Below are 24812 nucleotides of genomic sequence, written 5' to 3' on the forward strand. Positions count from 1 at the left end.
TGTGCTATAAACATAATATAGACATATAAGCTTTTGAAGGAAATTAGTTTTATTTAAGGAATATATATTTAAAGACCAATAGAGAAGAGGAAAACAGAATGATTCAATTTCAAAACGAACATTTCACTGTTTTTGAAAGTCAGTTATATAAAACAACATCGGTTGTAGCGAAAACAAGAGATTGTATTATTGTTGTTGACCCTAACTTGCTTCCAAAAGAAGTGGAGGAAATTCGTCAAACTGTAAATAAAATTAGAGGTAATCTACCAATCTATGTGATTTATACTCACTCTGACTGGGACCACCTAATAGGTAGTGGTGCATTCCTAGATGCTACTGTCATTGCTAGTCATCTATTTGCTAAAGTGAATCAACATGATGTTATAGAACAAATGAAACAATTTGACGATAAATACTATCTTGATAGAAATTATCCAATCACCTTTCCACAAGTTGATATACCTATTAGTAGAGAGCGTCATACCGCGAAAATTGGTGGTACAACATTGACTTTTTACCAAGCACCTGGACATACAAATGATGGCATTTTCACAGTAATTGAGCCACTAGGTATTCTTGTAGCAGGTGATTACTTATCAGATGTAGAGTTTCCATTTATCTACGATAGTAGCTTCCTTTATGATTTAACTTTACAAAAAGTGGATACGATTTTAAACAATCATCGAATTCAATACCTCGTTCCAGGGCATGGACATATTGCGACAAATACCGAAGAAATTCGAAAAAGAAAAGAAGAATCTAAGAGATATATTCAAGAGATACGAAACAGCATAAAAACAGATACAAATAGTCAGCACTTAATAAGCCATTATTCTTATTGGCGAGAATTAAATTTTTCTCATGAAGAAAACTTAGCCTTAGTTAAACGTGAATTGAATAACCAGAAGAAAAAATAACATTTTATGACGAATTTTGTCACGCACATTAAGTTCGCAACATATAATGTGTGGTTGAGAAAAATTTATGAATAAGGGGTTATTCAATGAAGAAGCTTTTATTGCTAATGTTAGCTGTGTTAGTCCTTGGAGCTTGTAATCAAAATGCGCAACAACCAAATACACCTGAAGAAACAAAAACGACTGATCAAACTGATTCTACAAAAACTTCAACAGAAGAAAAAGATACAACTGAAGAAGTGGTAGAAGGGGATAAAGAAGAAGTAAGTGAGACGACACAAAGTCCAGGCCCATCTGAAATTTATACTCAGCTCGAATCTAAAATGAAAGAGAGATTATTTGGTGCTTATATTCCAACAATCGATTACAGAGATTCACTTAATGACTTTAGTCTTTTAAATATTATTACACGTAATTTTACTGATGAGGTTCCATTAATCGGCCAAGGAGAAGTTCTAAATAGCTATTACGAATGGTATTTACCTGAAGATCTGACTAATGCTTTAGTAAAGCATTATGAATTCACCATTGATTTTGAAAAATACAGAAATGCCAATGAACAAGAGTATGCTGATATTTATTTTGATGGGGATTTTGTTTATTTAATGTCAGCAGATTTTCCAGGAGTTTATGGATTAGAAGAGCCAATTATCAACTCAATTAAACAGTTACCTGAGCTACCGGTGTACTATGTTGAATTGCAATATCAATATATTCATTTTTATGAGCTTGAAGAAGCTGGTATTGACTGGGATTTTTCACTAATGGAATTGCCTTTGAATTCATGGCCAGAAGAATACCAAGAATTTATAAAATTGGATGAGACAATTATTCATGCACTTTTTATAGATAAAAACGAATTCTTTACATTATCTTATTATAGTTCAATCCCTCTATCAGCAGATGAGCAAATCGAATATGTAAATGGATTGGAACTATTTAAATAATTAAATCTAAAGGACATTTCGATGAGCTTACATGCGAAATGTCCTTTTCGTTTATGGAGTTGTTTCAGTAAAGGTAATATTTTTGAGTTCTTCTGTTCCATTTGTAAACTCCAAATCGACAAATAATCCAAATTCTCGTCCTTGATCAACTAAAATTAGCTTAAATTTTTCGACCGTAGTTTTTTCCCCAACAACTCTCTCGATATGTAAATAATCGGTAATTTGTGCATTGGGGTATTTCTTCATCGTTTCTTGCATGGCTAGTAATCCCCATTTTGCATAAAGAGGAGTAGGTTTTTCTTGCACAACGGGGGAACTAACAATATGCATTGGAGTAAAGGCTGCAATTGAGAAAAACGCTGCACCAATTGTCACTAAAGCAAACATTTTCTTCATAAAATAACCCCGTTTCTTTTCTATTATTATGCACGAGTAAAATTTCGATATGTGTTTAAAATAATGGATGAATCATCAACATATTGTTTAAAACATGACAAAATTTGATAATGATGAAATATTTTAAGGGAAGAATTGTATTTATTACGCAAATCTGATACATTATATAAGAAATAATGATTAAATCAATGATGTGATCAAGTAAATAAGAATTGTGAAACAGAAAATATAGCAGTTGCTGAGAGCTATATCACCCCTTCTTATTGAAACCTACCACGGAGATGTAAGAAAAGCTTACCGAATCTGTTCTCGTTACGAACGTTTAGAGGGTTAAAACTAGAAGTTTTAACTAAACTAAGGTGGTACCACGTCTATTATGCGCATAGGACGTCCTTTACAGGATGTTTTGTGCGCTTTTTCATTTAAAAGGAGGATTTCAAATGTCACAACAGACAAACGATTTTTCAAAATGGTATATCGACACAATTCAAAAAGCTGATTTAATGGACTACACACCTGTGCGTGGATGTATCGCATTTAAGCCAGATGGCTATGAACTTTGGGAACACATTCAAGCAGAGATGGATCGTCGATTTAAAGAAACAGGTCACCGTAATGCATATTTCCCAATGTTAATTCCTGAGAACTTCTTCCAAAAAGAAAAAGATCATATCGAAGGATTTTCTCCAGAATTACCATGGGTAACTGAAGCAGCAGGTGAAAAATTAGAAGAACGACTTGCATTACGTCCAACTTCTGAAACAATGATTGGTCACTTATATTCAAACTGGATTAAATCATACCGTGATCTACCTGTATTAATTAACCAATGGGCAAACGTTTTCCGTTGGGAAAAGAAAACATTACCATTCATCCGTACATCTGAGTTTTTATGGCAAGAAGGGCACACAGCTCATGAAAATGAAGAAGAAGCTCGTAAAGAAACAATGCAAATGTTAAACATCTATAAAGAAGTTGTAGAAGGTTTACTTGCTATTCCTGTTTACGATGGACAAAAAACTCCTTCAGAGCGCTTTGCTGGTGCAGTTGATACGTATTCCATCGAAGCAATGATGAGAGATGGAAAAGCAGTTCAAGCAGGTACTTCTCACTATTTAGGTACAAAATTCGCAGAAGCTTTCGATATTAAATATTTAAACCGTGAAAACAAACATGTACACGTACATACTACTTCATGGGGAACTTCAACTCGTTTAATCGGTTCTGTAATAATGGTTCATGGTGACGAGCAAGGACTTGTATTACCACCAAAAATTGCACCAACTCAAGTTGTTTTAGTTCCTGTTGGGCCATGGAAAAAGAACCCAGCGATTATTGAAAAACTAGATGAAATCTTTGCAATTTTAAAAGCTAAAGGTATCCGAGTTCGTCTAGACGATTCAGATCAATCACCAGGATTTAAATTCAACGAGTGGGAATTAAAAGGTGTTCCTGTTCGTATTGAACTTGGACCACGTGATTTAGAAAACAATCAAGCGTTACTTAAAGCGCGTGATGAAGATGAAAAAGTGACTGTTCAATTAGAAAATGTTGTAGAAGCAATTGAAAAAGAGCTTGAAGTAATGCAAACACGTTTATTTGAAAAAGCAAAGGCTTTCCGTGATGCTAACTCACATACACATGTTGATTCTTTAGAACAACTACAACAACATTTAGCTGAATCAGAGAAAAACGGAACAATTCCAGGTTGGGTTTTAGCTGGTTGGTGTGGAGACGATGCTTGTGAAGATCAGGTGAAAGAAGAAACTAAATTTACAACTAGAAATATTCCTTTCAATCCACCAACAACAAAACATACATGTATAAACTGTGGAAAAGATGCAAATCACACAGTTTGGTTCGGTCGCGCATACTAATAAAAAAAACGTTATCCTAGTGATAACGTTTTTTTGTCTTTATGTAAGTAATATAGATTTTTGTTCATTATGGTAGCTTTTCTTGAATAATGTATAAATGTCTACTTTTGTAATATTATGTAAAACAGTAGTGATAAGTATTGATTTTATCCTTCAATTATCTTACATTTTAATTAATTCAAAAAATTCTTTTAATAGATGATAGAATAATAAATTTATTTATTATTGAAAGAATTTATTGAATAGTAAATTTTTCTACGAAACTGTATCATTTCAAAGAAGATAGGGGGAAATTGTTTTGAAAAAAAGAATGTTATTTTCATCATTAGCATTAGCAGCATTTTTAGTAGGATGTGGTGATTCATCAACACCAACACCAACACAAAATGGATCTACTACAAATGAAGCTGGATCATCAAACGGGGGAGAAACAACATCAGAAAAAGTTGAAACAAGACTTGTAACAATTGGAACAGGTGGGGCTTCAGGTCCATACAACATCCTTGGAACTACACTTGCAGACATTTACTCTACTGATTTCGGAATCAATTCACGAACACAAACTACTGGTGCATCTGTAGAGAATATTAATCTTTTAGAACAAGGTAAAATTGAAATTGCATTCGTAATGAGTGATGCATTATCTCAAGCTTTAGCTGGTGAAGTAAGCTTTAAAGAGCCAATCAAAAATGTTTCTCAAATTGCGACACTATATCCAAACGTGGTTCAAATTATTGCTAAAAAAGATTCTGGAATTGAAACTATTGAAGATTTGATAGGTAAACGTGTTGCTGTAGGAGACCAAAATTCAGGGGTTGAAGTGAACGCTCGTACATTATTAGCTGGACATGGTATTACTTATGATCAGTTAAAAGTTGACTATTTAGGTTACGCTGAAGCGGCTGATGGTTTAAATGCTGGTACAATCGATGCAGCATTTTTAACAAGTGGTCTTCCAAATGCATCTGTATTAGAACTTTCTGAAACACTGGGGATCACTTTAGTATCAATCGACCCAGCGAATGTTGATGACATTGCTAAAGAACATCCTTACTTTATATCTTATGAAGTACCAGCAGGAACATATGGTAATGATCAGCCTATAAAAACTGCAGCCGTACCAAATTCGCTTGTTGTACGTACTGACATGAGTGAAAATGATGTATATCTATTAACTAAAAAATTCTATGAAAGTCAAGAAAAACTAGTAAACTCCCACCAAGCAGCAAACGAAATCCCAGCTTTAGATGCTCAAAGCGGATTTATTGCTCCAGTACATCCAGGGGCTCAAAAGTATTTCGATGAACAAAAATAAAAGAAGATGGTTTTGGAGTATAGCAGCTCTTATACTCCTTACCATCTTTTTTATAAAAATTCCTGTATTTTCATTTGAGTTTGAAGATCGTACCTATTATTTAATAGATCAAACGTTCCAACTTAAATGGATTCATTCTGTTGAAAAAGAAGAATGGATTGAAACATACAAAAAAAGTGAAGACCAGTTATTATTAACAGAAACGTATTTTAAAACTTTTGGAGCAGGGGTTCCAAGCAATTCTGAAAATACGGAATTAGTAAACGGATTTGTGAAAATGGATATTGATTTAAAATATCCAGAATTGAATTTAACTGTGTCTGAAAATGTACAAACAACGATACTTACAGACGATCGGGAAATCCCGATTTATACTTTCACAAGTGATTATGCTACTGTACATATCACATCTAAGTCAATCTACCTTTGGCAACTAATTTCGGGAGGGTTGTTATGAGCGTTACTAATGATGCAATAGAGACTAAAAAAGTGTTAGTCGATGAAATTTCTGAAGAAAATGTCCAAAAAGTATTAGAGAAGTATGATACTGATTCAAACGTTCGAAAAGTTAAAAATAAAACACTAGTTATTTTTATTGCAATTTTAGGAATTCTTTTTTCTTTATTCCACGTGTATGTTACTTTTAATCCAATACCAACTCTACTATTAAGATCAGTGCATTTACTATTTGCGTTAGCAATTGTGTTTTTACTATATCCAACTTATAAAAAACAAGACCGCACAAAGATTCCATTTTATGATTGGATTTTGTTTGCACTTTGTCTACTTTCCTGTGGATATATATTTGTAGAATACCAGGCCATAATGACTGAAAGAGGCGGAATCCCTAACACAGTTGATATCATTGTTGCAATTATGACCGTAATACTTGTATTTGAAAGTGCAAGACGTGTTACAGGGTGGATTTTACCTATTTTAGCGCTTGTATTTTTATCATATCCTTTCTTTAGTCATTTTGAATGGCTTCCTAATATGTTGATGACACGTCAATTTGATTTAGGTGATATTTTTGGTCAATTGTATTTAAAAACAGAAGGATTATTCTCAACTGCAATCGGTGCTTCTGTTCAATACATTTTCCTTTTTATTTTGTTTGGAGCATTTTTAGCGAAGTCAGGAATGGGCCAATTCTTTAATGACTTGGCATTAGCTCTAGCAGGTCACCAACAAGGTGGTCCAGCGAAAGTTGCGGTTATTTCAAGTGCATTTATGGGAAGTATTAACGGTTCCGCTGTAGCAAACGTTGTTGGAACTGGTGCTTTCACAATTCCATTAATGAAAAAAATTGGCTATGAAAAGAACTTTGCAGGGGCAGTTGAAGCCAGTTCTTCAATAGGTGGTCAAATATTGCCTCCAGTTATGGGTGCAAGTGCCTTTATCATGGCTGAGACAACAGGTATTTCATATGGAACGATTGCATTAGCAGCTGCCATTCCAGCACTACTATTTTTCTTAGGAGTACTAATGCAAGTACATTTCCGTGCAGGTAGATCAAATTTAAAAGGTATTCCCAAACCTGACCTACCAAGAGTAAAGCAAGTATTTAAAGAAGGTGGACATCTACTGATTCCATTGGCTGGATTAATCTTCTTCCTCGGATCTGGAGTTCCCGTTGCATTCTCAGCACTATATACAATACTTTTAACAATTATTGTTGCTGCATTTAAAAAGAATACTCGTATGAATGTGAAGGATATATTAAGTGCTCTTGAAGATGGAACAAAACAATCTTTATCTACAATTGTTGCATGTGGTGTAGTTGGTATCATTATTGGTGTAGTTAACTTAACAAGTTTTGGTTCTACGTTAACAAGTGCAATTACTCAACTAGGTGCTGGTTCTTTGTTCTTAACATTATTCTTAACAATGATTGCATCAATCATTTTAGGTATGGGATTACCTTCGATTCCAGCTTATATTATTACTGCAACAATGGTAGCACCAACTCTAGCTGAATTTGGAGTGCCAATTTTAGTTGCCCATATGTTTGTTTTCTACTTTGGTATCTTTGCGAATATTACACCTCCAGTGGCTCTTGCATCATTTGCTGGTGCCGGACTTGCAGGTGGCGATCCAATGAAAACAGGTTTTATTTCAGTTCGTTTATCCCTTGCAGGATTTATCGTACCTTATATTTTTGTATATCAACCGGCAATGCTACTAATTAATCCAATTGGTCTACCAATGAATACGGTAGATTTTCCTATGGCTTCTATTCTAGATATATCAATTGTAGCTATAACATCAATCGTAGGTGTAATTGGTCTTGGAGCTGCAATCGAAGGTTATTTTATGACCCATATAAATATGATACTTCGGTTTGTTCTAGCTGCTGGGGCACTTATGATGCTTATACCAGAACCACTAACTGATATTATTGGAACAATTATAGTTCTAATAATTTTCACTTTTAACTTTATAGCAAATAGAAAATCAAAAAATAATTTTGCATTTTAAAATACCGCTGACAGTTTATTTTAATAACTGTCAGCTTTTTTTGTTCAAACAATAATTCATGTTATAAAATAATTGTGAAATAATATTTCTTATATGCTACACTATTAAGGCAATAATTATTATTGGAGGCTTACAATGAAAAAATTTATAAGTTTGTTCAGTTTAGGACTAACTGCTATGATTCTAACAGCGTGCGGAGGACAAGAAGCATCAAAACCAGTAGACGTTGTTACTGCATTTTTAGAATCTGTGCAAGCGGGTGACTTAGAAAAAGCAAGTACTTATATTTCAAAAGAAAACACTTCTGAAGAATTTGACTTTACAGGTTTAAAAGAAGGAAACGAAGATCCAGCAACAGCAGCACTTGTTCAAGGAATAAGTAATAATTATCAATTTAAAACACCTACAGAAACTGCGATTGATGAAAACAATGCTGAGGTGACTGTAGAGATCACATCTCTTGATTTTGCTGCAGCGATGGGTACGGCAATGCAAGAAATTCTTGGGGTAGCTTTTGAATTAGCAGCCAAAGACCAAACTGAAGAAGAGTACAACAAAGCAATGGACGAAAAATCAACCGAGATTCTTTCAAATGCAATGACTTCAAAAGATGCAGAAATGATTACTCGTGATGTTACTCTTACGTTAACTAAAAATAACGAAGGCCAATTTAAAATTGTTTCTAACGAACAGTTAATGGAAGCGGTTCTTGGGAATGCAAAAGAAGTAGAAGAAATGTTCTCAGGAATGTAAAACTAAAAAACAGTTGTTGCAAAAATAGGCAACAACTGTTTTATTTTTGTTAATTATTTTAGCGAACAGTTACAGCAGTTCCAGTTGCGATACACATCATCATTCCATCACGAAGTGTTTCAAAGTCAAGGTCTACGCCAATGACAGCATTAGCTCCTAGTCTTCTTGCTTCTTCTTGCATTTCTTGTAATGCTAGACTACGGCCTTCAGCTAATTTGTTTTCGTATGCTGAACTTCTACCACCAATTAAATCAGTTACCGATGCAAAAATATCACGAACAAAATTCGCTCCCATAATTGCTTCTCCTGTTACAATCCCATGATATTTTTCAATTGTTTTACCTTCTACATTTCCAGTTGTTGTTGTTAACATTTTTATTTACCTCCTAAATGTAATACTTACTATACGATTATCCTCCAAAAAAGTTCTAATAAATACATATTTTTCTTAATTTTATGTTAAATTTTCCATCAATGAGAAAATTTGAATTCATAAAATCCCTTTGTTATCATAAAAAAGATTGGAATACTAAATTATGTAAAATAGGTATGAAAGTTTAAATTAGTTTTTGGGACATAATAGTGTTGGTGAAGATTTATTTAAATTCAAAAATTTGATCCTAGTTGGAGGATGTTGAATGAAAGAACATTATCAAAAGTCGCCAATTGAAGTTTTACAAGACTTAAATGTTAACGAAGACGGTTTAACCAGTGAAAATGTATTAAAACGTCAAATAGAATTTGGCTATAATGAATTAACCGAAGGAATAAGAAAGAATGGTGTTCAAGTATTTTTTGAACAATTTAAAGATTCTTTAGTCATTATTCTAATCGTTGCCGCCTTGGTTTCAGCATTTTTAGGAGAACTAGAAAGTACGATTGTTATATTAGTTGTTGTTATTTTAAATGCAATTCTTGGAACTGTTCAACATTTAAAAGCTGAAAAATCGTTAAATAGTTTAAAAGCAATGGCAGCGCCCACATCAAAAGTAATGCGTAATGGTCAGGTACTCGAAATCCCCTCTAGAGAAGTTGTAGTTGGAGATATTCTTTTACTTGATGCTGGAGATTTTATTAGTGCAGATGGAAGAATTATCGAGAGTCATAGTCTACAAATAAATGAAAGTTCATTAACAGGTGAATCACTGGCAATCGAAAAAACAACGAGCGCAATCCCTAATGAAGATGTTGCCCTTGGAGATAAAAAAAATATGGTCTTCTCAGGAAGTTTTGTCACAAATGGTCGGGGAAAAATAGTAGTGACAAACATCGGAATGAACACTGAAATTGGTAAAATCGCCGATCTATTGGACAATGCAAAAGAGAAAAAAACACCATTACAAGTTAGTTTAGATCATTTCGGTAAAAGATTAGCTCTTATTATTGTAGTTTTATGTATCATTATTTTTGGACTTGACCTTTTCCGTGGACGTGAAATGGTTGACTCATTCATGTTTGCAGTATCTTTAGCAGTTGCTGCAATACCAGAAGCATTAAGCTCTATAGTTACAATAGTATTAGCCTTTGGTACACAAAAAATGGCGAAGGAAAATGCTATAATTCGGAAACTTCATGCTGTAGAAAGTCTAGGTAGTATTTCTGTCATTTGTTCCGACAAAACAGGTACACTCACACAAAACAAAATGACAGTCCAACAGGTTTATGTTGGTGATCGTATTACTCAACACGATGCTTTACAATTAGAAAACGATCTAGATAATAAGTTTGTTTTGATGACTTTATTATGTAACGACTCAATTACATTAGAGGGTAAAGAAATTGGTGACCCAACAGAAGTTGCACTCGTCAATTTTGGTGAAGTATACGAACTTGATGAATTTATTGTCCGTGATAAATACCCACGGCTTGATGAACTTCCATTTGATTCAGATCGAAAACTGATGAGTACCGTTCACCAAATAGATGGTCAAACAATTATGGTTACTAAAGGAGCTTTAGATGTTCTTTTATCAAGAGTTGTTCAGATTGAAACAAAAGATGGTGTCATCCCTTTTACTGCTCAACATCAAAAACAAATTGAAGAAGTAAATCAACACTTTTCACAAAATGGCTTACGTGTATTAGCGTTTGCATATAAAGCGATTTATGAAACCAAAAAAGTTTCCTTTCAAGATGAAGAAAACTACATCTTTGTTGGCTTAACAGCAATGATGGACCCACCAAGAAAAGAATCAAAACAGGCAGTAGCCGATTGTATTAGTGCAGGAATTAAACCAGTTATGATTACAGGTGATCATAAAATAACAGCAGCAGCTATTGCAAAACAAATTGGAATTTTAAAAGATGAGTATGAAGCAATTGAAGGAAAAGAAATAGAAAACTTATCCGATCAAGAGTTAAAAGACTTGGTAGGTAATATTTCTGTATATGCACGAGTTTCACCTGAACATAAAATACGGATCGTTAAAGCATGGCAAGAAAAAGGAAATGTCGTTGCAATGACGGGTGATGGTGTAAATGATGGTCCTGCATTAAAGCAAGCAGACATCGGTGTTGCAATGGGTATTACAGGTACAGAAGTTGCTAAAGAAGCTTCTTCCATGGTTTTAACTGATGACAACTTCTCAACAATAGTAAAATCTATTTCGAATGGTCGTAATATTTATAACAATATTAAAAATTCCATTAAGTTTTTATTGTCAGGAAATACAGGAGCAATTCTTGTTGTTTTATTTGCAACTATATTCGCTTTACCAGCTCCATTTGCACCAGTACACTTACTGTTTATCAATTTATTAACAGATAGTTTACCTGCGATTGCAATTGGACTTGAACCATACAATAAAAACGTTATGAAAAACAAGCCTCGCGATATTCGTGAGCCTTTACTTAACAAAAATTTTGCTCTCAATGTTGGATTAGAAGGTTTAATCATATCGATTGTTACAATTGCTGCGTTTCAAATTGGACTATCACACGGTGATTCAGTTTTAGCAAGTACTATGGCATTTGCAACTTTATGTTTATCTCGTTTGTTCCATGGATTTACCTGCCGATCTCAACAATCTATTTTTAAAATTGGAATATTTACTAACAAAATAAGTTGGCTTGCATTCATTTTAGGTGTAGTACTTCTTCATATAGTATTGTTAGTACCTCCATTAATGAGTGTATTTGAAGTAGCAACATTAACTGTGGATGAATTATTTACAATCTACGGTTTAGCATTCACTCCTCTTGTAGTGATTCAACTCTATAGACTCGTTTTTAACAGAAGGATAAATGAGTAAGAATTGAAGCTGGGACAAATGATAACTTTCAACCAAAAGTCAGTGTTACGTATAATAAAAATCTGCTAACGCTATATTAGAAAGTCGTCGCTTCCGAGGCATGCGAAGACTCTCTCGAAAATACTAAAGTATTTTCTCGTTGCGATGATATTTCAAGGAAGCATTCCTTGTCCTGCAGGACGTAGAAGCCTCAAGGATCAAAGGCTAAGAGCGCAACGTCCTGTTGCAACGCCTTTGTGACCAACATCCTATTGGCCCGAGACCCCGGAGAGCTTTAGCTCCCGGAGGCACATGGCTTCCCTTGGATGCGCGAAGACATGCATCGGAAAAGAACGTCACTATATCAAAAAGGTACAATCCAAATTGAATGATGGATTGTACCTATTTACTTATGTCCCAGCCTGTTTTTCGAACCCTATAAGTTATACATAATATAGAATGATTAATAGTATCTATTGAATATCACTTCATAAAAAAGGAGATATTGATGGATCTTACACCTCATCTTGTTTCATTTCTATTTTTCGCAATTCCAGGTTTAATAGTATTATGGTTTATGATTAGTACTGTAACAGCTTTAAGAGAGGGAAACGAGCTTTTAAAAGAATTAATAAAAAAACTAGAAAAAAAATCCGTAGAATAAAACAAATGAAGGGGTCGTCTTTTATGTGTTTAATCAACTTTCACTTCCAAAACCATCCAAAGTATAAATTAATAGTAGTCGCTAATCGGGATGAAGAATACAAACGTCCAACAAAAGAGGCTCATTTTTGGGAAGACGAACCAACAATCTTAGCAGGACGAGATTTACAACAAATGGGTACATGGTTAGGAATATCAAAGTCAGGTAGATTTGCAGCATTGACGAATTTCCGTAATCCAAAGCTGCCAAATGCTCCTAAATCACGAGGGGAAATTGTAAAGGATTATTTAACTTGTTATTTGGACCCTATTGAATTTATTTCTAATTTAAAAGAAAATCGACATCAATATGGTGGTTACAATATTCTTATAGGCGATGGAAATGAACTATTTCATTACAATAATATTTTCGATAAATCAATTAAAATTTCACCTGGTACATATAGCTTAAGCAACTGTTCGTTAAATACACCTTGGCCAAAGGTAAAAAAAGGTATGAAAGAACTAAATTACTTAACTTCACAATCGAAGTCGGAGATAGAAATTGAACAATTATTTAAACTAGTATCCGATCGAACGACTGCGCCAGTCGAGGAATTACCGGATACAGGCGTTGGGCTTGAATTAGAACAATTATTATCCCCAATGTTTATACAAATGCCTCATTATGGTACTCGTTGTTCAACTGTATTATTAATTGATGCTAATAATCACGTGACTTTTGTAGAACGAACTTATGAAGATGGAGAATTTCTATTCGATAAAAAGTTTGAATTTACAGCACAACAATAAAAAATAAAATTTCTTCTAAAATCTAAACGAATGTCACGCTTCCTTTTGTTTGTTTCGCATTTATTACATTAGTGATGGATTTAAGAAAGAATTCAAAAAGATACGAAGACTTCCAATGATCCATTACTTCATAAACTTATACTTATAAGGAGGTAATATTATGGGATACAACAATCAAGTGGGCGGAGCTTATGATAACTACGGTGGAGGTTACGGCAAAGGTAACGGCTTTGCATTATTGGTAGTATTATTTATTCTATTAATTATCATCGGTGCAACTTTTGTTAACAACAAATACTAATAGTTAATCATTATTAGTTTGTAAATAATTACACCTAAAAGAGGGGGTCTAAAGGTAACTTTAGAATCCCTTTTTATTATCCTATGAAAAAGCTTTTTCATGTATTGTAAAAACAAGATGAAACTTTTCTAATTATAATTCGTATGGTTTAATAACAACCTTTTAGTGTACAATGTACATAGATAAGTTATCCAAAATTTAGCAACGTTTATTATTTTGTCGATCGGAGGATTGTCATGTCTGACTTAAAAAACCCATTATTTGATGATTTAGATGCAAAGAAGAATGAGCCGCTTCCAACCCGTGTCATGGAGTTTGAACCACAAGCTCCAACACTTTCAGGGCAATTACCAGTACAAGCGAAACCACAACAGCTAGTGTCACAAGAAGAAATGTCTCAAATTCGCAAACGTCAACTTGCCTTAAAAGAAGAACCGCAAGTACAAGCTCTAGCTGAAAAAATCGATGAAAAAAATCAAATCGCCATATTAGAGTTTGGGAAAGAGACAGCTACAGAGATTTCTAAATTCTCTGACCGAATGCTTTCTACAATTCGTACGAGTAAACTAGAACAATCTAGCGCACTTATTAATAACCTTAACAAAATCATGGATCGTTTTGATCCTCAAGATTTTAAAGATGAGAAAAAGGGCTTCATTTCAAAATTGTTTAGTAAAGGAAAAGAACAACTTCAAAGAATACTTTCCAAGTACGAAACTATGAATAAAGAAATTGATGCTGTTTACAACGAAATTACAAAATACGAAGTGGAAATGAAACAAAATACTATTGAACTAGAGCATATGTATGATCAAAACTTACGCTACTTCCAAAGCTTAAGTGAACATGTTGCTGCTATTGAAGTGAAAGTTGAGGAATTAAGACCCCAGCTTTCCAACTTGGAAGTACGTGCTAATGAAGGTGATCAAGAAGCAATCATGGAACTTGAATCTCTTCGTCGTGCAATCGAACTGTTAGAACAAAGAAGATACGATTTAGAAATGGCTCAACAGGTTTCCTTCCAATCTGCACCACAAATTCGTTTAATGCAGCAAGGAAACAACCATTTAATCGGAAAGATTAACTCTGCATTTGTAACAACGATTCCTATTTTTAAACAAGGGATTATTCATGCTGTAACGATTCGACGTCAAAAATTAGTATCAGATTCAATGAATGAATTAGACAAACGAACAAATGAAATGTTACTAAAAAATGCTGAGAACATTCGTCAAAACAGTGTGAACATTGCTCGTTCGGCAGGTCAACCTAGCATTAAAATAGAAACAATTGAACAAACTTGGCAAACGATAATGGCTGGGATTGAAGAAACAAAACAAATTCAAGCTGAAACTGTTCGTAATCGCGAAGAAGGACGCAAGCGTATTGAAAAGCTCCAATTAGAATACGAAAAATTGAAAAATATGTAATTTAACAAAGAGTAATCCAATCAAACTGATTTGGATTACTCTTTTATTTTGGGTGAATATCGTTTCTTAAGTAAAGTATCTAGTTTATCTAATTCATATAACCATCTATCATTTATCCCTCTATCATTTGCCTCATAAATAGTAAACGGTTTGCTCATTATTAATTTTTTTCTATCAACTTTTTAAAACTTAGTATATTCGCCTTAATCAACAAATAGCAGATTAATATACTGTAATAGAAGTTGAGAAGGGGGTGAAATTATGTATAACTATGGAAAAACAAAAAAATATGAAGATTGTGGGTGTTGTAAAAAAATGAGTTATCCAAATTGGAAAAACGACGATCAATTAGATGATATTAAAGATCTATTGAAGAAAATATTACATGAGAAAAAAGAAGATAAAAAAGATGACAGAAAAGATGACAAAAAAGACAAGTGTCATGATGAAAATTGTGATGTTGCGTCAATTACATTCAATTTAACAACACAAGCAGTAATTTTCCCAGCAGCAGGTGCTTCAATTTTTGGTTGTACAGTTACTGCAGGTATGTTAATTAATGAATTACTTCAATGTCTATATAATAGAGGATTTAGAATTGTAGCGTTTGTTGCTTCACCTGCAGGAACAGCAACAGCTGTTGTCCCAACAGGAGTATACACATTAGTAAGATGTAGATAATTTTTTATCAGTAGGTGATCCACTTACCGGATCACCTATTTTTTCACATAAAAAAAGTGACCACAAAAGTCGCTTTTTCAAGCGAATTTTGTAAGTCACATACAATGCCTGTTATTATGAAATTAGAATCCAAATCCTCTTCTACGCAATGGGAAACAATTTGGATTTGGATTTTCAGGTGTACCACAGTTTCTAGTTGTTTCAGAGAAAACATCTTCTGTAGATTCTGTAACAGGGAAGTAGTGTTGGTTATGCGTAATATGACGGTTTACATTACGGATGTGTGTTGGGTGGATATGTGGTACAACAGTGTTAAAAATATTTGTACGAACCACCTCATTTGTTGGTGAAACTTGCGCTGGTGCATATTGAGTTGGCATCACATTCGGCGGGCAACAAGTTACATGACGAGTACCATTACAACCACAATTTCTATTATACATTCATAATAACCTCCTTTATCATATATTGGTTTTACAGTACTAACATATTCGGCACACCAATGCCTAACTAGATAGATACCTATTTTTCACGAAAATTAATGATGAATTTTCAAATATTTATGATAGTTAGTTATTCACCTAATTTTACGATAAGAGAATAGTTGAATACCTAATAGGAGTTTCTATATGTACGTATTTAGGAGTGGTATTTTAAAAGAAGTTCGAGATGTTCTAATAGCTAGTATCATTTTTCACTAAAACCGATACACTAAAAATGAGGAGGATTCATCATGAAGTGGATAATCTATGTCATATTTTTCGTTCTCTTTATTGGTGTAACATTTTTCGGTTTAGGACCTGTCTTATTTGCAGATGGTTCATTCAATGAACGAATGATCACACTATTTATTGTATTCCTTATTTATGTCGTACTAGTAATCTTACTTATTTTATTTATTAAAAAATTGAATCGCCGTTAATTGTACTAGTGGCTATCTTGAGTAGAAAAACTCTTGTAGCCACTAGTATTTTTATTAAACAGTTTTCCAAGAAAATTTACAGTTGTCTTAGGTTTTTATCCAGAAACTAATAAAAATAAATTGTTTACTAATTATAATCGCCCTAAAAACAATGTATTTCTAACGTACTATAGAAATAGACTTGCTATTTACTATGTGATTACACTAAAACTTTACAATCACAATGAAAGTCAAGGAGGAATGGGGGTGTATCATTTTTGAGTTTAATTACGATTAGTCCAGGTCATTACTTACCTGGTAGTGGAACACATGATTTAATCGATGAAGTGACAGAAGCTAGAAAAGTGGTAAATCGAGTTGTTCAGCTCTTAAGAGTTGCAAGTGTCGGGGTTAACCAAGTAGTAGATAATTATTCTACTTCTCACGCACAGAACCTCGATTACATCATTAGTCATCATAACAAAACATCGCGAAAACTAGATGTTAGCATACATTTCAACGCTACTAGTGGCAGGCATGATACGGGAATTGGTACAGAAGTATTATATCAATCTGATAAATTAAGAAATTTTGCAAATAAAGTTAGTCAATCCATTTCAAATGCTAGTAGTTTACGCAATCGTGGTGGAAAAAAGCGAATTAACATACCTTTTTTAAATAATACAGACCATTCATCCATATTAATTGAGATTTGCTTTGTAAATTCAACAGTTGATGTAGCTATTTACAAAGAAAAATTTGAAGAGATTTGTATTGCCATTGCAAATGAATTAATCCAGTTTGTAAAGCCAGGTCATCCAATGATTAAAAAGATACCGGAAACGACATCTCAAGAAGTAAATGAATTTGTTGAAGAATCGTCAGCTCATGAGCTTAAATCGGTATTAGACAAAACAATACCAACTAGTAACTTTACGGAACCGAGTTTAATAACCGATTTAGAAGATATTTTAACCAATCCGGAAACTATTAAAAGGATGATTGAGAAAGGTATATCTGAAAAGATTATTGAAGAACTGTGGTTAGAAAAACTGGATAGCGGCGTCTTAACAACTATCGAGCTGTTAGGTATTAGTACTTTAATTATTGCAAAAACATTGGAAATTAAATAATTTGTTGTTTTCCATCTACTCGACCATTTTTTGGTCGAGTTTTAATTTTTTATTAAATATTGTTGACAGCTATATCGGCTGCTGATATATTTATATCGACAGGTGATATATCGGACCTCAATATAACGGAGGTGACTCAGCATGATTCAACATCCACCACTAACTGAAGGTGTATATTATATTTTACTTTCTTTATACGAACCTAGACATGGTTACGGAATTATACAACTTACCGAACAATTGACAAATGATCGCGTAAAGTTAGGGGCCGGTACAATCTATGGTGCAATTAAAACTTTACTTGATAAAGGGTGGATTAAACCCGTTGATGATGATGGTCGTAAAAAAGAGTACATCATTACATCTACAGGAAAAGAAATGATTGAATACGAAATTTTAAGATTAAAGGAACTTTATGACAATGGTATCCGTATAACAAGAGGTGACAACGATTGACTAAAAAATTGACTAAAATACGATTTTTCCTTGATTATGAAAAAGAAGAACAGTGGGTCAATGAAATGTGTCTAAAAGGCTGGCACTTAGTAAAGTTTGGAGTAGGTAATTTTAAATTTGTAAAAGGGGAACCTGGTGAATATATTTATCGCAACGAAATGATTACTAGTTTAGGTAAAAAAGATAACAGCAAAGAATACATCTCCTTTTTAAATGAAACGGGAGTGGAACTCGTTGCGCAATTTGGTCCATGGGCTTACTTCCGGAAAAAATTTTCAGAAGGACCATTCGAACTATATTCTGATACTAGTTCAAAAATTCAATATTTAAACCGTATTATTTACTTATTTGTTTTCTTCGCCCTAATTAATTTCTTTTTTGGTTTTAGTAATTCGCTAAATTTTGATTCCAATTTTACGCGCGGTATTGGGATAGCTAATTTTATTGCCGCCCTTTTAATCACATTTCCGTTGATCATAGTCTTTAAAAGAAGGAAAGCGTTAAAGTCAAATTTAGATATTTTCCATGATTAGAAAGGAGTTTGTCAATGTCATTAAAACTAGAGCATGTAGTAAAAAAGTATAAAGACTTCACAGCAGTAAATGATTTAAACTTTTCTATCGGTAAAGGTGAAATTTTCGGGCTTATTGGCCAAAATGGTGCAGGAAAAACGACGACATTTCGTATGATTCTAGATTTGCAAGAACCAACTTCAGGTACGATTTCTTGGGAAGGTAAGCCTATAAATAGTGTAAACCGGGATATTTTAGGTTATTTACCTGAAGAACGTGGTATTTTCCCTCAAATGAAAGTGGAAGAACAGTTATACTTTTTCGGTGAACTTCGTGGAATGAACCGAAATGAAATAAAAAAAGAAATTGATTTTTGGATTAATCGCTTTGATTTAGAGGACAAACGTAAAAATAAAGCTGAAACATTATCAAAAGGGAACCAGCAAAAAGTTCAATTGATTGCTAGTTTTATTCATAAACCACAATTTTTAATTCTAGATGAACCGTTTAGTGGTCTTGACCCTGTAAACAGAGATCTATTAAAAAATGCTATTCTTCTATTAAAAAATCAAGGGACAACGATTTTATTCTCAAGTCATCAGATGGATAATGTGGAAGAACTTTGTGATCATCTTTGCTTACTAAAACGTGGAGTCTCTTTATTTTCTGGTAGTTTGTTAGATTTAAAGAAACAGTATGGTAAAACGAAACTTACGATACGTACAAATGTTTCAACCGAACAACTGGGAAGAATGTCCGGCGTAAAAGAAATAAAACAAGATCGAGAGGATATAGTTCTAACTTTAATGGATGAATCTTATGCAAAACCTATCTTTGATGTTGTTTCAAATGGAAATTATATAGAGAAATTTAGTCTAGATTATTTATCATTAGATGAAATTTTCAAAGACAAGGTAGGTGGAGAGCATGAATAAGCTATGGATTTTAACGAAACAAGTTTATAAACAAAAAGTCCGTTCCAAATCGTTTATTTCCTTATCATTACTTTATGTTGCAGTTATAGCTGTAGCTGTATATTGGAGCGATATAGCAAATCTCATTTTTAAAGATGAACCAATCGATGTAGCGCTTGTAAATGAGACAGATGTTGATATTAAAACAATTTTTACATCAAATGATGATATTACTTTTAGTTATCTGGATACATCGATTGAAGAATTGCATAGTCAACTTGAAAAAAATGAATTGGATGCAGTTGTTACAATTTCTGAATTAAATAGTCAACTAAAAGCTGATATTGCTACTTATACACCTTTACCATTAAATGCTCAGTCAACAATTAGTTCTTATGTTGATTACGCATCTAAAATTTTCGGAATCCAAGCTTTAAATTTATCTGCTACTGATGCAGAAAAGATTTTAAATAGTCAACCTGTTATAACTATGACGAATTTAAATGAAAAAATCAGTGGTAAAAGTGAAGGAGAAAAAACTTCTGGTTTACTTGCTTCATATGCAATAGGGATTGTCATTTACTTCTTTGTTACGATGTTCCTATCAATGATTACAACTGATGTTGCATCAGAAAAAGGTTCTCGTGCATTAGAAATGCTCTTAGTTAGCGTAAAACCAGGAACACATTTCCAATCAAAAATTAATGGAGTATTACTTTTAGCAGTGACTCAATTTGCAATTATTATCGGAGCTATTTTCATATTGTTAAGTTTAAAAGATTTTACATCTACTTCAGATGCATCAAGCTTTGATATGGTTCAATCATTAATAAGCGAATTATCACTTTCTTATGTATTCTACGTCATTGCATTTATCTTTTTAACAGTAGTGTTATTCCTAATCATTGGAGCACTATTTGGTTCACTTGTTTCTAAGGTTGAAGAAGCTTCACAAGTATTAACACCAGCAATGATGCTTTTACTAGTAGGATTTTATGTTATGATTTCTGGTATAGCAAATCCGGACACACTATTAATTAAAATATTCTCTTATATTCCATTAACGTCTGGAATGGTAATGCCAATGCGAATTGGTGCAACGGATCTTTCTCCAATTGAACCAATTCTTTCATTAGGCGTACTCATTGCAACAGTGGTATTAGGTTACTTATTTAGTTTATCGTTCTATAAACGAAGCGTATTAACTTATAGTTCAGGTGGCATAATCCAAAAATTCAAAACGGTATTTAAAGTAACGACAAAATAATATTTTATAGAAAAAAGCTTTTCTTTGAACAAAGGTTCTTTGATAAGCTTTTTTCATTTCCTAAAAGACTGAAAATTGACCTCAGACTTTTGCCCGATTATTAAGTATTCAGAATTGAATCGCTTTTCAGATGATTGAACTTTTGCTAAAATAGGTTGGTCTTCCAAACTCTACAACATTAGAAGATTTAAGTCGTTTTGATGAATTTGATGATGAAATGAAGGTGTTATGATGAACGTATTTTTTAAGCTTGGCTGGTTTTTTAAAGAAAGAAAAAAGCAATATATCGTTGGACTATTAGCGCTAATGCTTGTCGCTATATTGCAATTGATTCCCCCTAAGGTAATCGGTTATACCATCGATGAAATTGGTCTAGGTACATTAACGACGAACTCACTGCTTATGTGGGTTGGTATTATTCTTCTATCATCCCTATTAATCTATGGACTAAGGTATTTTTGGCGTTTAATGATTTTCGGTTCATCGAATTACATGGCAATGACATTAAGGAAAAAACTGTTCCTTCATTTTTCAAAAATGAGTCCATCTTTTTATCAACAACGTCGAATTGGTGATTTAATGGCACATGCAACAAATGACGTATCAGCTGTCCAACAAACAGCTGGTGGGGGAGTTTTAACACTTTTTGACTCTATCACCACAGGTACGTTTGTCATTCTAGCAATGGCGATTACAATTGATTGGCGTTTAACATTAATTGCTCTAATCCCAATGCCTTTAGTTGCAATTTCTTCCACATATTATGGAAAGCTTTTACATGAACGATTCCATATCGCGCAATCGGCCTTTTCTGATTTGAATGACAAAACTCAAGAAAGTATTACTGGGATCAAGGTCATTAAAACATTCGGACAACAAAACGAAGATATTGATGATTTCAAAAGACTTTCTAGTGAAGTCGTCTCAAAAAATATGAAAGTAGCACGTGTAGATTCATTGTTTGACCCAACTATAAGTTTAATTATTGGGATCAGCTTCTTCTTAAGCTTAGGATTCGGCGCTAAGTTCATTGTGGAAGGGTCCATGACAATTGGAGACCTAGTTGCTTTTAATACATATCTAGGTTTGCTTGTATGGCCAATGCTTGCATTCGGAATGTTATTTAACATTATGGAAAGAGGTTCTGCATCCTATGACCGAATCGAAAGCATACTTTCTATCCCTGTAGAAATTGAAGATAAACCTAATGCTATAAACGAGCGACCAGATGGAAATCTAATATTCAATGTGAATAAGTTTACATTCCCAGGTGATGAAAGACCAAGTTTAAAAAATGTAAATTTTGAATTAAATCGTGGAGAAACGTTAGGAATTGTTGGAAAGACAGGTTCAGGTAAAACAGCAATTCTAAAGTTGTTATTACGTGAATTTGAGGGATATGAAGGGGAAATAATCTTCGGCGGTAGAAGAATAGACGATTATCGTAAAATGCGACTTCTTGAATCAATTGGCTATGTTCCGCAAGATCATTTCTTATTTTCGTCTTCAGTTTATAACAATATTGCTTTTACAAATCCTGATGCAGACGTTAATCAGGTTGAATATGCTGCAAGATTAGCACACATTCATGAGGATATATTACGCTTTACAGATGGTTATAAAACTGTTGTCGGAGAAAGAGGAGTATCTCTTTCAGGTGGTCAAAAACAACGAATCTCAATTGCACGAGCGCTTCTTTCTAACCCTGAGCTTTTAATATTAGATGATTCACTATCGGCTGTAGATGCAAAAACTGAAGAAGCGATTCTTGAAGCTTTAAAAGAAGAACGTTCAGATAAAACGACAATTATCACTTCACACCGTTTAAGTGCAATCCAACATGCCCATATCATCATTGTTATGCATGAAGGTAGCATTGTTGAAAAAGGAACGCATGAAGAGTTAATGGAACTAAAAGGTCGATACTTTGAAATGTACAATCTACAACAATTAGAACAATTAGTAGAAAAGGGAGGGGAAGTTAAATGAGTAAACAAACAGCCCTTTCAGGTAAAGAACAACGTAAAGTACTATTTCGCTTAATTCGTTATTTAGTTCCCCATAAAAAGGCAGTAGTGATAGCTTTATTACTACTAATTCTTACTGTTACAGGGGATGTAATCGGTCCTTATTTAATTAAAGTGTTTCTAGATGACCACGTTGCTGCATTAAATTTTGACACAAATCCAATTATCTTTTTGGCAGTATCATACATGATAATTCAAATACTTAATGTAATTATAAGTTATCTTCAACTAGTGAAATTTCAGGAGATTGCTTTAAATGTAGTACAACAAATACGAATCGATGTTTTCTCAAAAATTCATAGGCTTGGTATGCGCTATTTTGATTCTACACCTGCTGGGTCAATTGTATCTCGTGCAACTAATGATACAGAAGCAATTAAGGATTTATTCGTTTCTGTTTTAATCGCATATGTGCAAGCGGCATTTTTGATTACTGGTGTTTACTTCGCTATGTTCTTACTAAATCCGATGTTGGCTTTATTCGCACTTGTACTACTACCAATCATCTTTTTAGTAATCTTTTTGTACAGAAAGTTTAGTTCAGTAGTTTACATGACAATGCGTGAAAAGTTAAGTCAACTGAATGCAAAATTGTCTGAAACACTTTCGGGTATGAATATCGTTCAAGTATTCCGTCAAGAAGATCGATTTAATGAAGAATTCAATGAAATTAATGATCAGCATTTCCAAGCAATGATGAACAATACAAGATTAAATGCAGTGCTACTTCGTCCGGTTATTGACTTAGTCTATTTTATAGCAATTATCCTAATACTAACGTTCTTTGGGATTACAAGTTTTAGTACAGCTGTAGAGGTTGGGATGATTTACGCCTTTATTACATATGTATCCAGATTCTTTGATCCAATCAATCAAGTAATGGAACGTTTAGCATTTTATCAACAAGCAATTGTTGCTGCATCAAGGGTATTTGAACTTTTAGATGATCCGGAAATTGAACCGTCACAAATTGAAAGTAAAGCGGAGATTAAAGAGGGTCGTATAGAATTTAACAATGTAACGTTTAGTTATGATGGTAAAACAGATGTACTTAAAAATATCTCCTTTACAGTGAATCCTGGTGAAACCGTCGCTCTAGTAGGTCACACAGGTAGTGGAAAGAGCTCCATTATTAATCTTTTAATGAGATTTTACGAATTTGAACAAGGTGATATCATTATCGATGGAAAATCGATTAAATCCTACAGTAAAAAAGAACTTCGGAAAAAGCTTGGGCTCGTACTTCAAGATTCGTTCCTCTTTTACGGAACGATAGAAAGTAATATCCGGTTGTTTGATGGAAGTTTAACAGATAATGCTGTAGTAGATGCTGCGAAGTTCGTTCAAGCTGATCAATTTATTGAAAAATTACCGAACAAGTACAAACAAAAGGTAACAGAAAGAGGTTCTACGTTTTCAAGTGGTCAACGTCAACTTATAGCCTTTGCTCGTACTGTTGCAGCAAATCCCAAAATACTTATACTCGACGAAGCGACAGCTGCAATCGATACAGAAACAGAAGTGGCTATTCAACAATCATTAGAAAAGATGCGAAAAGGCCGTACAACTATTGCAATTGCTCATCGACTTTCAACTATACAAGATGCTGAACAAATTTTAGTACTTCATCAAGGGGAAATCGTAGAGCGGGGAACACACCAGCAATTACTAGAACAAAAAGGTTTATATCATAAAATGTATCTATTACAAAATGGAATAGTAGAAGAAAATGTTGCTAAATAATTATGATTGTTTCATAAAGAAAATGAGTGGGCTAAACTAAAACCATTTACATTGGAAAATCCCAGTACTATAATTGGTT

Annotated in this window: 24 protein-coding genes and 1 other annotated feature; of the genes, 21 read left to right on the forward strand and 3 right to left on the reverse strand. The window is 33.5% G+C overall.

All coding sequences use genetic code 11. The features are described from left to right. Window positions 1–98 precede the first annotated feature (98 nt). Together CD29_RS13425 and CD29_RS13430 are read left to right on the forward strand one after the other, a co-directional pair. Window positions 99–917, forward strand: a complete 819-nt coding sequence (locus CD29_RS13425) for an MBL fold metallo-hydrolase (protein ID WP_036187820.1) — start codon at window positions 99–101, stop codon at window positions 915–917. Between the two features lie 86 nt (window positions 918–1003). Next, the gene (locus CD29_RS13430) at window positions 1004–1864 is read left to right on the forward strand and encodes a hypothetical protein (protein ID WP_036187821.1); all 861 of its coding nucleotides are present in this window, start codon (window positions 1004–1006) and stop codon (window positions 1862–1864) included. Between the two features lie 51 nt (window positions 1865–1915). Here the strand turns inward: CD29_RS13430 and CD29_RS13435 are convergent, their stop codons facing one another. Further along, the gene (locus CD29_RS13435) at window positions 1916–2260 is read right to left on the reverse strand and encodes a DUF3889 domain-containing protein (RefSeq protein WP_036187823.1); all 345 of its coding nucleotides are present in this window, start codon (window positions 2258–2260) and stop codon (window positions 1916–1918) included. Between the two features lie 179 nt (window positions 2261–2439). Beyond that, window positions 2440–2658, forward strand: a binding site (T-box leader). Between the two features lie 42 nt (window positions 2659–2700). Between CD29_RS13435 and proS the strand changes: the two genes are divergently transcribed. From proS to CD29_RS13460, 5 genes are all read left to right on the forward strand, one after another. Then, window positions 2701–4137: a proline--tRNA ligase gene (proS, locus tag CD29_RS13440; protein ID WP_036187824.1), complete on the forward strand. Its 1437-nt coding sequence runs from the start codon at window positions 2701–2703 to the stop codon at window positions 4135–4137. Window positions 4138–4447: 310 nt separating this feature from the next. Further along, entirely contained in the window at window positions 4448–5452 is a 1005-nt protein-coding gene (locus tag CD29_RS13445) for a TAXI family TRAP transporter solute-binding subunit (RefSeq protein ID WP_036187885.1), read from the forward strand. Beyond that, window positions 5439–5909 carry a DUF1850 domain-containing protein gene (locus CD29_RS13450; RefSeq protein WP_081976255.1) on the forward strand — a complete coding sequence of 157 codons (471 nt, stop codon included), beginning with the start codon at window positions 5439–5441 and terminating at the stop codon, window positions 5907–5909. The genes CD29_RS13445 and CD29_RS13450 overlap by 14 nt, the downstream gene beginning before the upstream one ends. Further along, window positions 5906–7930 (forward strand): TRAP transporter permease, encoded by a 2025-nt coding sequence (locus tag CD29_RS13455; protein ID WP_036187826.1) that lies wholly within the window; start codon window positions 5906–5908, stop codon window positions 7928–7930. The genes CD29_RS13450 and CD29_RS13455 overlap by 4 nt, the downstream gene beginning before the upstream one ends. Before the next feature lie 135 nt (window positions 7931–8065). Continuing rightward, on the forward strand, window positions 8066–8683 hold the full coding sequence (locus CD29_RS13460) for a DUF4878 domain-containing protein (protein WP_036187828.1): 618 nt from the start codon (window positions 8066–8068) through the stop codon (window positions 8681–8683). A 58-nt stretch (window positions 8684–8741) separates the two neighbouring features. Here the strand turns inward: CD29_RS13460 and CD29_RS13465 are convergent, their stop codons facing one another. Next, on the reverse strand, window positions 8742–9056 hold the full coding sequence (locus CD29_RS13465; RefSeq protein ID WP_036187830.1) for a YbjQ family protein: 315 nt from the start codon (window positions 9054–9056) through the stop codon (window positions 8742–8744). A gap of 265 nt (window positions 9057–9321) precedes the next feature. On the opposite strand from CD29_RS13465, the gene CD29_RS13470 reads away from it, so the two are divergent. From CD29_RS13470 to CD29_RS13485, 6 genes are all read left to right on the forward strand, one after another. After that, window positions 9322–11934 (forward strand): calcium-translocating P-type ATPase, PMCA-type, encoded by a 2613-nt coding sequence (locus CD29_RS13470; RefSeq protein ID WP_036187832.1) that lies wholly within the window; start codon window positions 9322–9324, stop codon window positions 11932–11934. Between the two features lie 487 nt (window positions 11935–12421). Further along, window positions 12422–12577, forward strand: coding sequence for a hypothetical protein (locus CD29_RS20305; RefSeq protein ID WP_156111895.1), 156 nt, complete (start codon window positions 12422–12424; stop codon window positions 12575–12577). Window positions 12578–12600: 23 nt separating this feature from the next. Next, entirely contained in the window at window positions 12601–13368 is a 768-nt protein-coding gene (locus CD29_RS13475; protein WP_036187834.1) for an NRDE family protein, read from the forward strand. 160 nt (window positions 13369–13528) lie between these two features. After that, window positions 13529–13669 (forward strand): YjcZ family sporulation protein, encoded by a 141-nt coding sequence (locus CD29_RS20035; RefSeq protein WP_081976256.1) that lies wholly within the window; start codon window positions 13529–13531, stop codon window positions 13667–13669. A gap of 236 nt (window positions 13670–13905) precedes the next feature. Beyond that, on the forward strand, window positions 13906–15099 hold the full coding sequence (locus CD29_RS13480) for a toxic anion resistance protein (protein ID WP_036187837.1): 1194 nt from the start codon (window positions 13906–13908) through the stop codon (window positions 15097–15099). A 261-nt stretch (window positions 15100–15360) separates the two neighbouring features. After that, complete coding sequence (locus CD29_RS13485; protein ID WP_036187839.1) at window positions 15361–15780, forward strand: hypothetical protein; 420 nt, start codon at window positions 15361–15363, stop codon at window positions 15778–15780. Window positions 15781–15902: 122 nt separating this feature from the next. Here CD29_RS13485 and CD29_RS13490 read toward each other — a convergent pair whose 3' ends face one another. Beyond that, a complete protein-coding gene (locus CD29_RS13490) occupies window positions 15903–16223 on the reverse strand; it encodes a CotD family spore coat protein (protein WP_036187840.1) in 321 nt (106 codons plus the stop codon). Window positions 16224–16513: 290 nt separating this feature from the next. Between CD29_RS13490 and CD29_RS13495 the strand changes: the two genes are divergently transcribed. The 8 genes from CD29_RS13495 (at window position 16514) to CD29_RS13530 (ending at window position 24733) form a co-directional block, all read left to right on the forward strand. Beyond that, complete coding sequence (locus CD29_RS13495; protein WP_036187841.1) at window positions 16514–16702, forward strand: DUF6954 family protein; 189 nt, start codon at window positions 16514–16516, stop codon at window positions 16700–16702. A gap of 257 nt (window positions 16703–16959) precedes the next feature. Further along, entirely contained in the window at window positions 16960–17814 is an 855-nt protein-coding gene (locus CD29_RS19715) for an N-acetylmuramoyl-L-alanine amidase (RefSeq protein WP_052124161.1), read from the forward strand. Between the two features lie 141 nt (window positions 17815–17955). Next, window positions 17956–18270: a PadR family transcriptional regulator gene (locus CD29_RS13505; protein ID WP_036187842.1), complete on the forward strand. Its 315-nt coding sequence runs from the start codon at window positions 17956–17958 to the stop codon at window positions 18268–18270. Then, window positions 18267–18803 (forward strand): DUF2812 domain-containing protein, encoded by a 537-nt coding sequence (locus CD29_RS13510; protein ID WP_052124162.1) that lies wholly within the window; start codon window positions 18267–18269, stop codon window positions 18801–18803. The genes CD29_RS13505 and CD29_RS13510 overlap by 4 nt, the downstream gene beginning before the upstream one ends. 14 nt (window positions 18804–18817) lie before the next feature. Continuing rightward, window positions 18818–19717: an ABC transporter ATP-binding protein gene (locus CD29_RS13515; RefSeq protein ID WP_036187844.1), complete on the forward strand. Its 900-nt coding sequence runs from the start codon at window positions 18818–18820 to the stop codon at window positions 19715–19717. Then, entirely contained in the window at window positions 19710–20963 is a 1254-nt protein-coding gene (locus CD29_RS13520; RefSeq protein WP_036187845.1) for an ABC transporter permease, read from the forward strand. Before CD29_RS13515 ends, CD29_RS13520 begins: the two co-directional genes overlap by 8 nt. Window positions 20964–21194: 231 nt before the next feature. Then, window positions 21195–22952 carry an ABC transporter transmembrane domain-containing protein gene (locus CD29_RS13525; RefSeq protein ID WP_036187848.1) on the forward strand — a complete coding sequence of 586 codons (1758 nt, stop codon included), beginning with the start codon at window positions 21195–21197 and terminating at the stop codon, window positions 22950–22952. After that, window positions 22949–24733 carry an ABC transporter ATP-binding protein gene (locus CD29_RS13530; protein ID WP_036187851.1) on the forward strand — a complete coding sequence of 595 codons (1785 nt, stop codon included), beginning with the start codon at window positions 22949–22951 and terminating at the stop codon, window positions 24731–24733. Before CD29_RS13525 ends, CD29_RS13530 begins: the two co-directional genes overlap by 4 nt. Window positions 24734–24812 lie beyond the last annotated feature (79 nt).

Source organism: Ureibacillus manganicus DSM 26584, from assembly GCF_000772945.1.
In the GTDB taxonomy this organism is placed as follows: Bacteria; Bacillota; Bacilli; order Bacillales_A; family Planococcaceae; genus Ureibacillus; species Ureibacillus manganicus.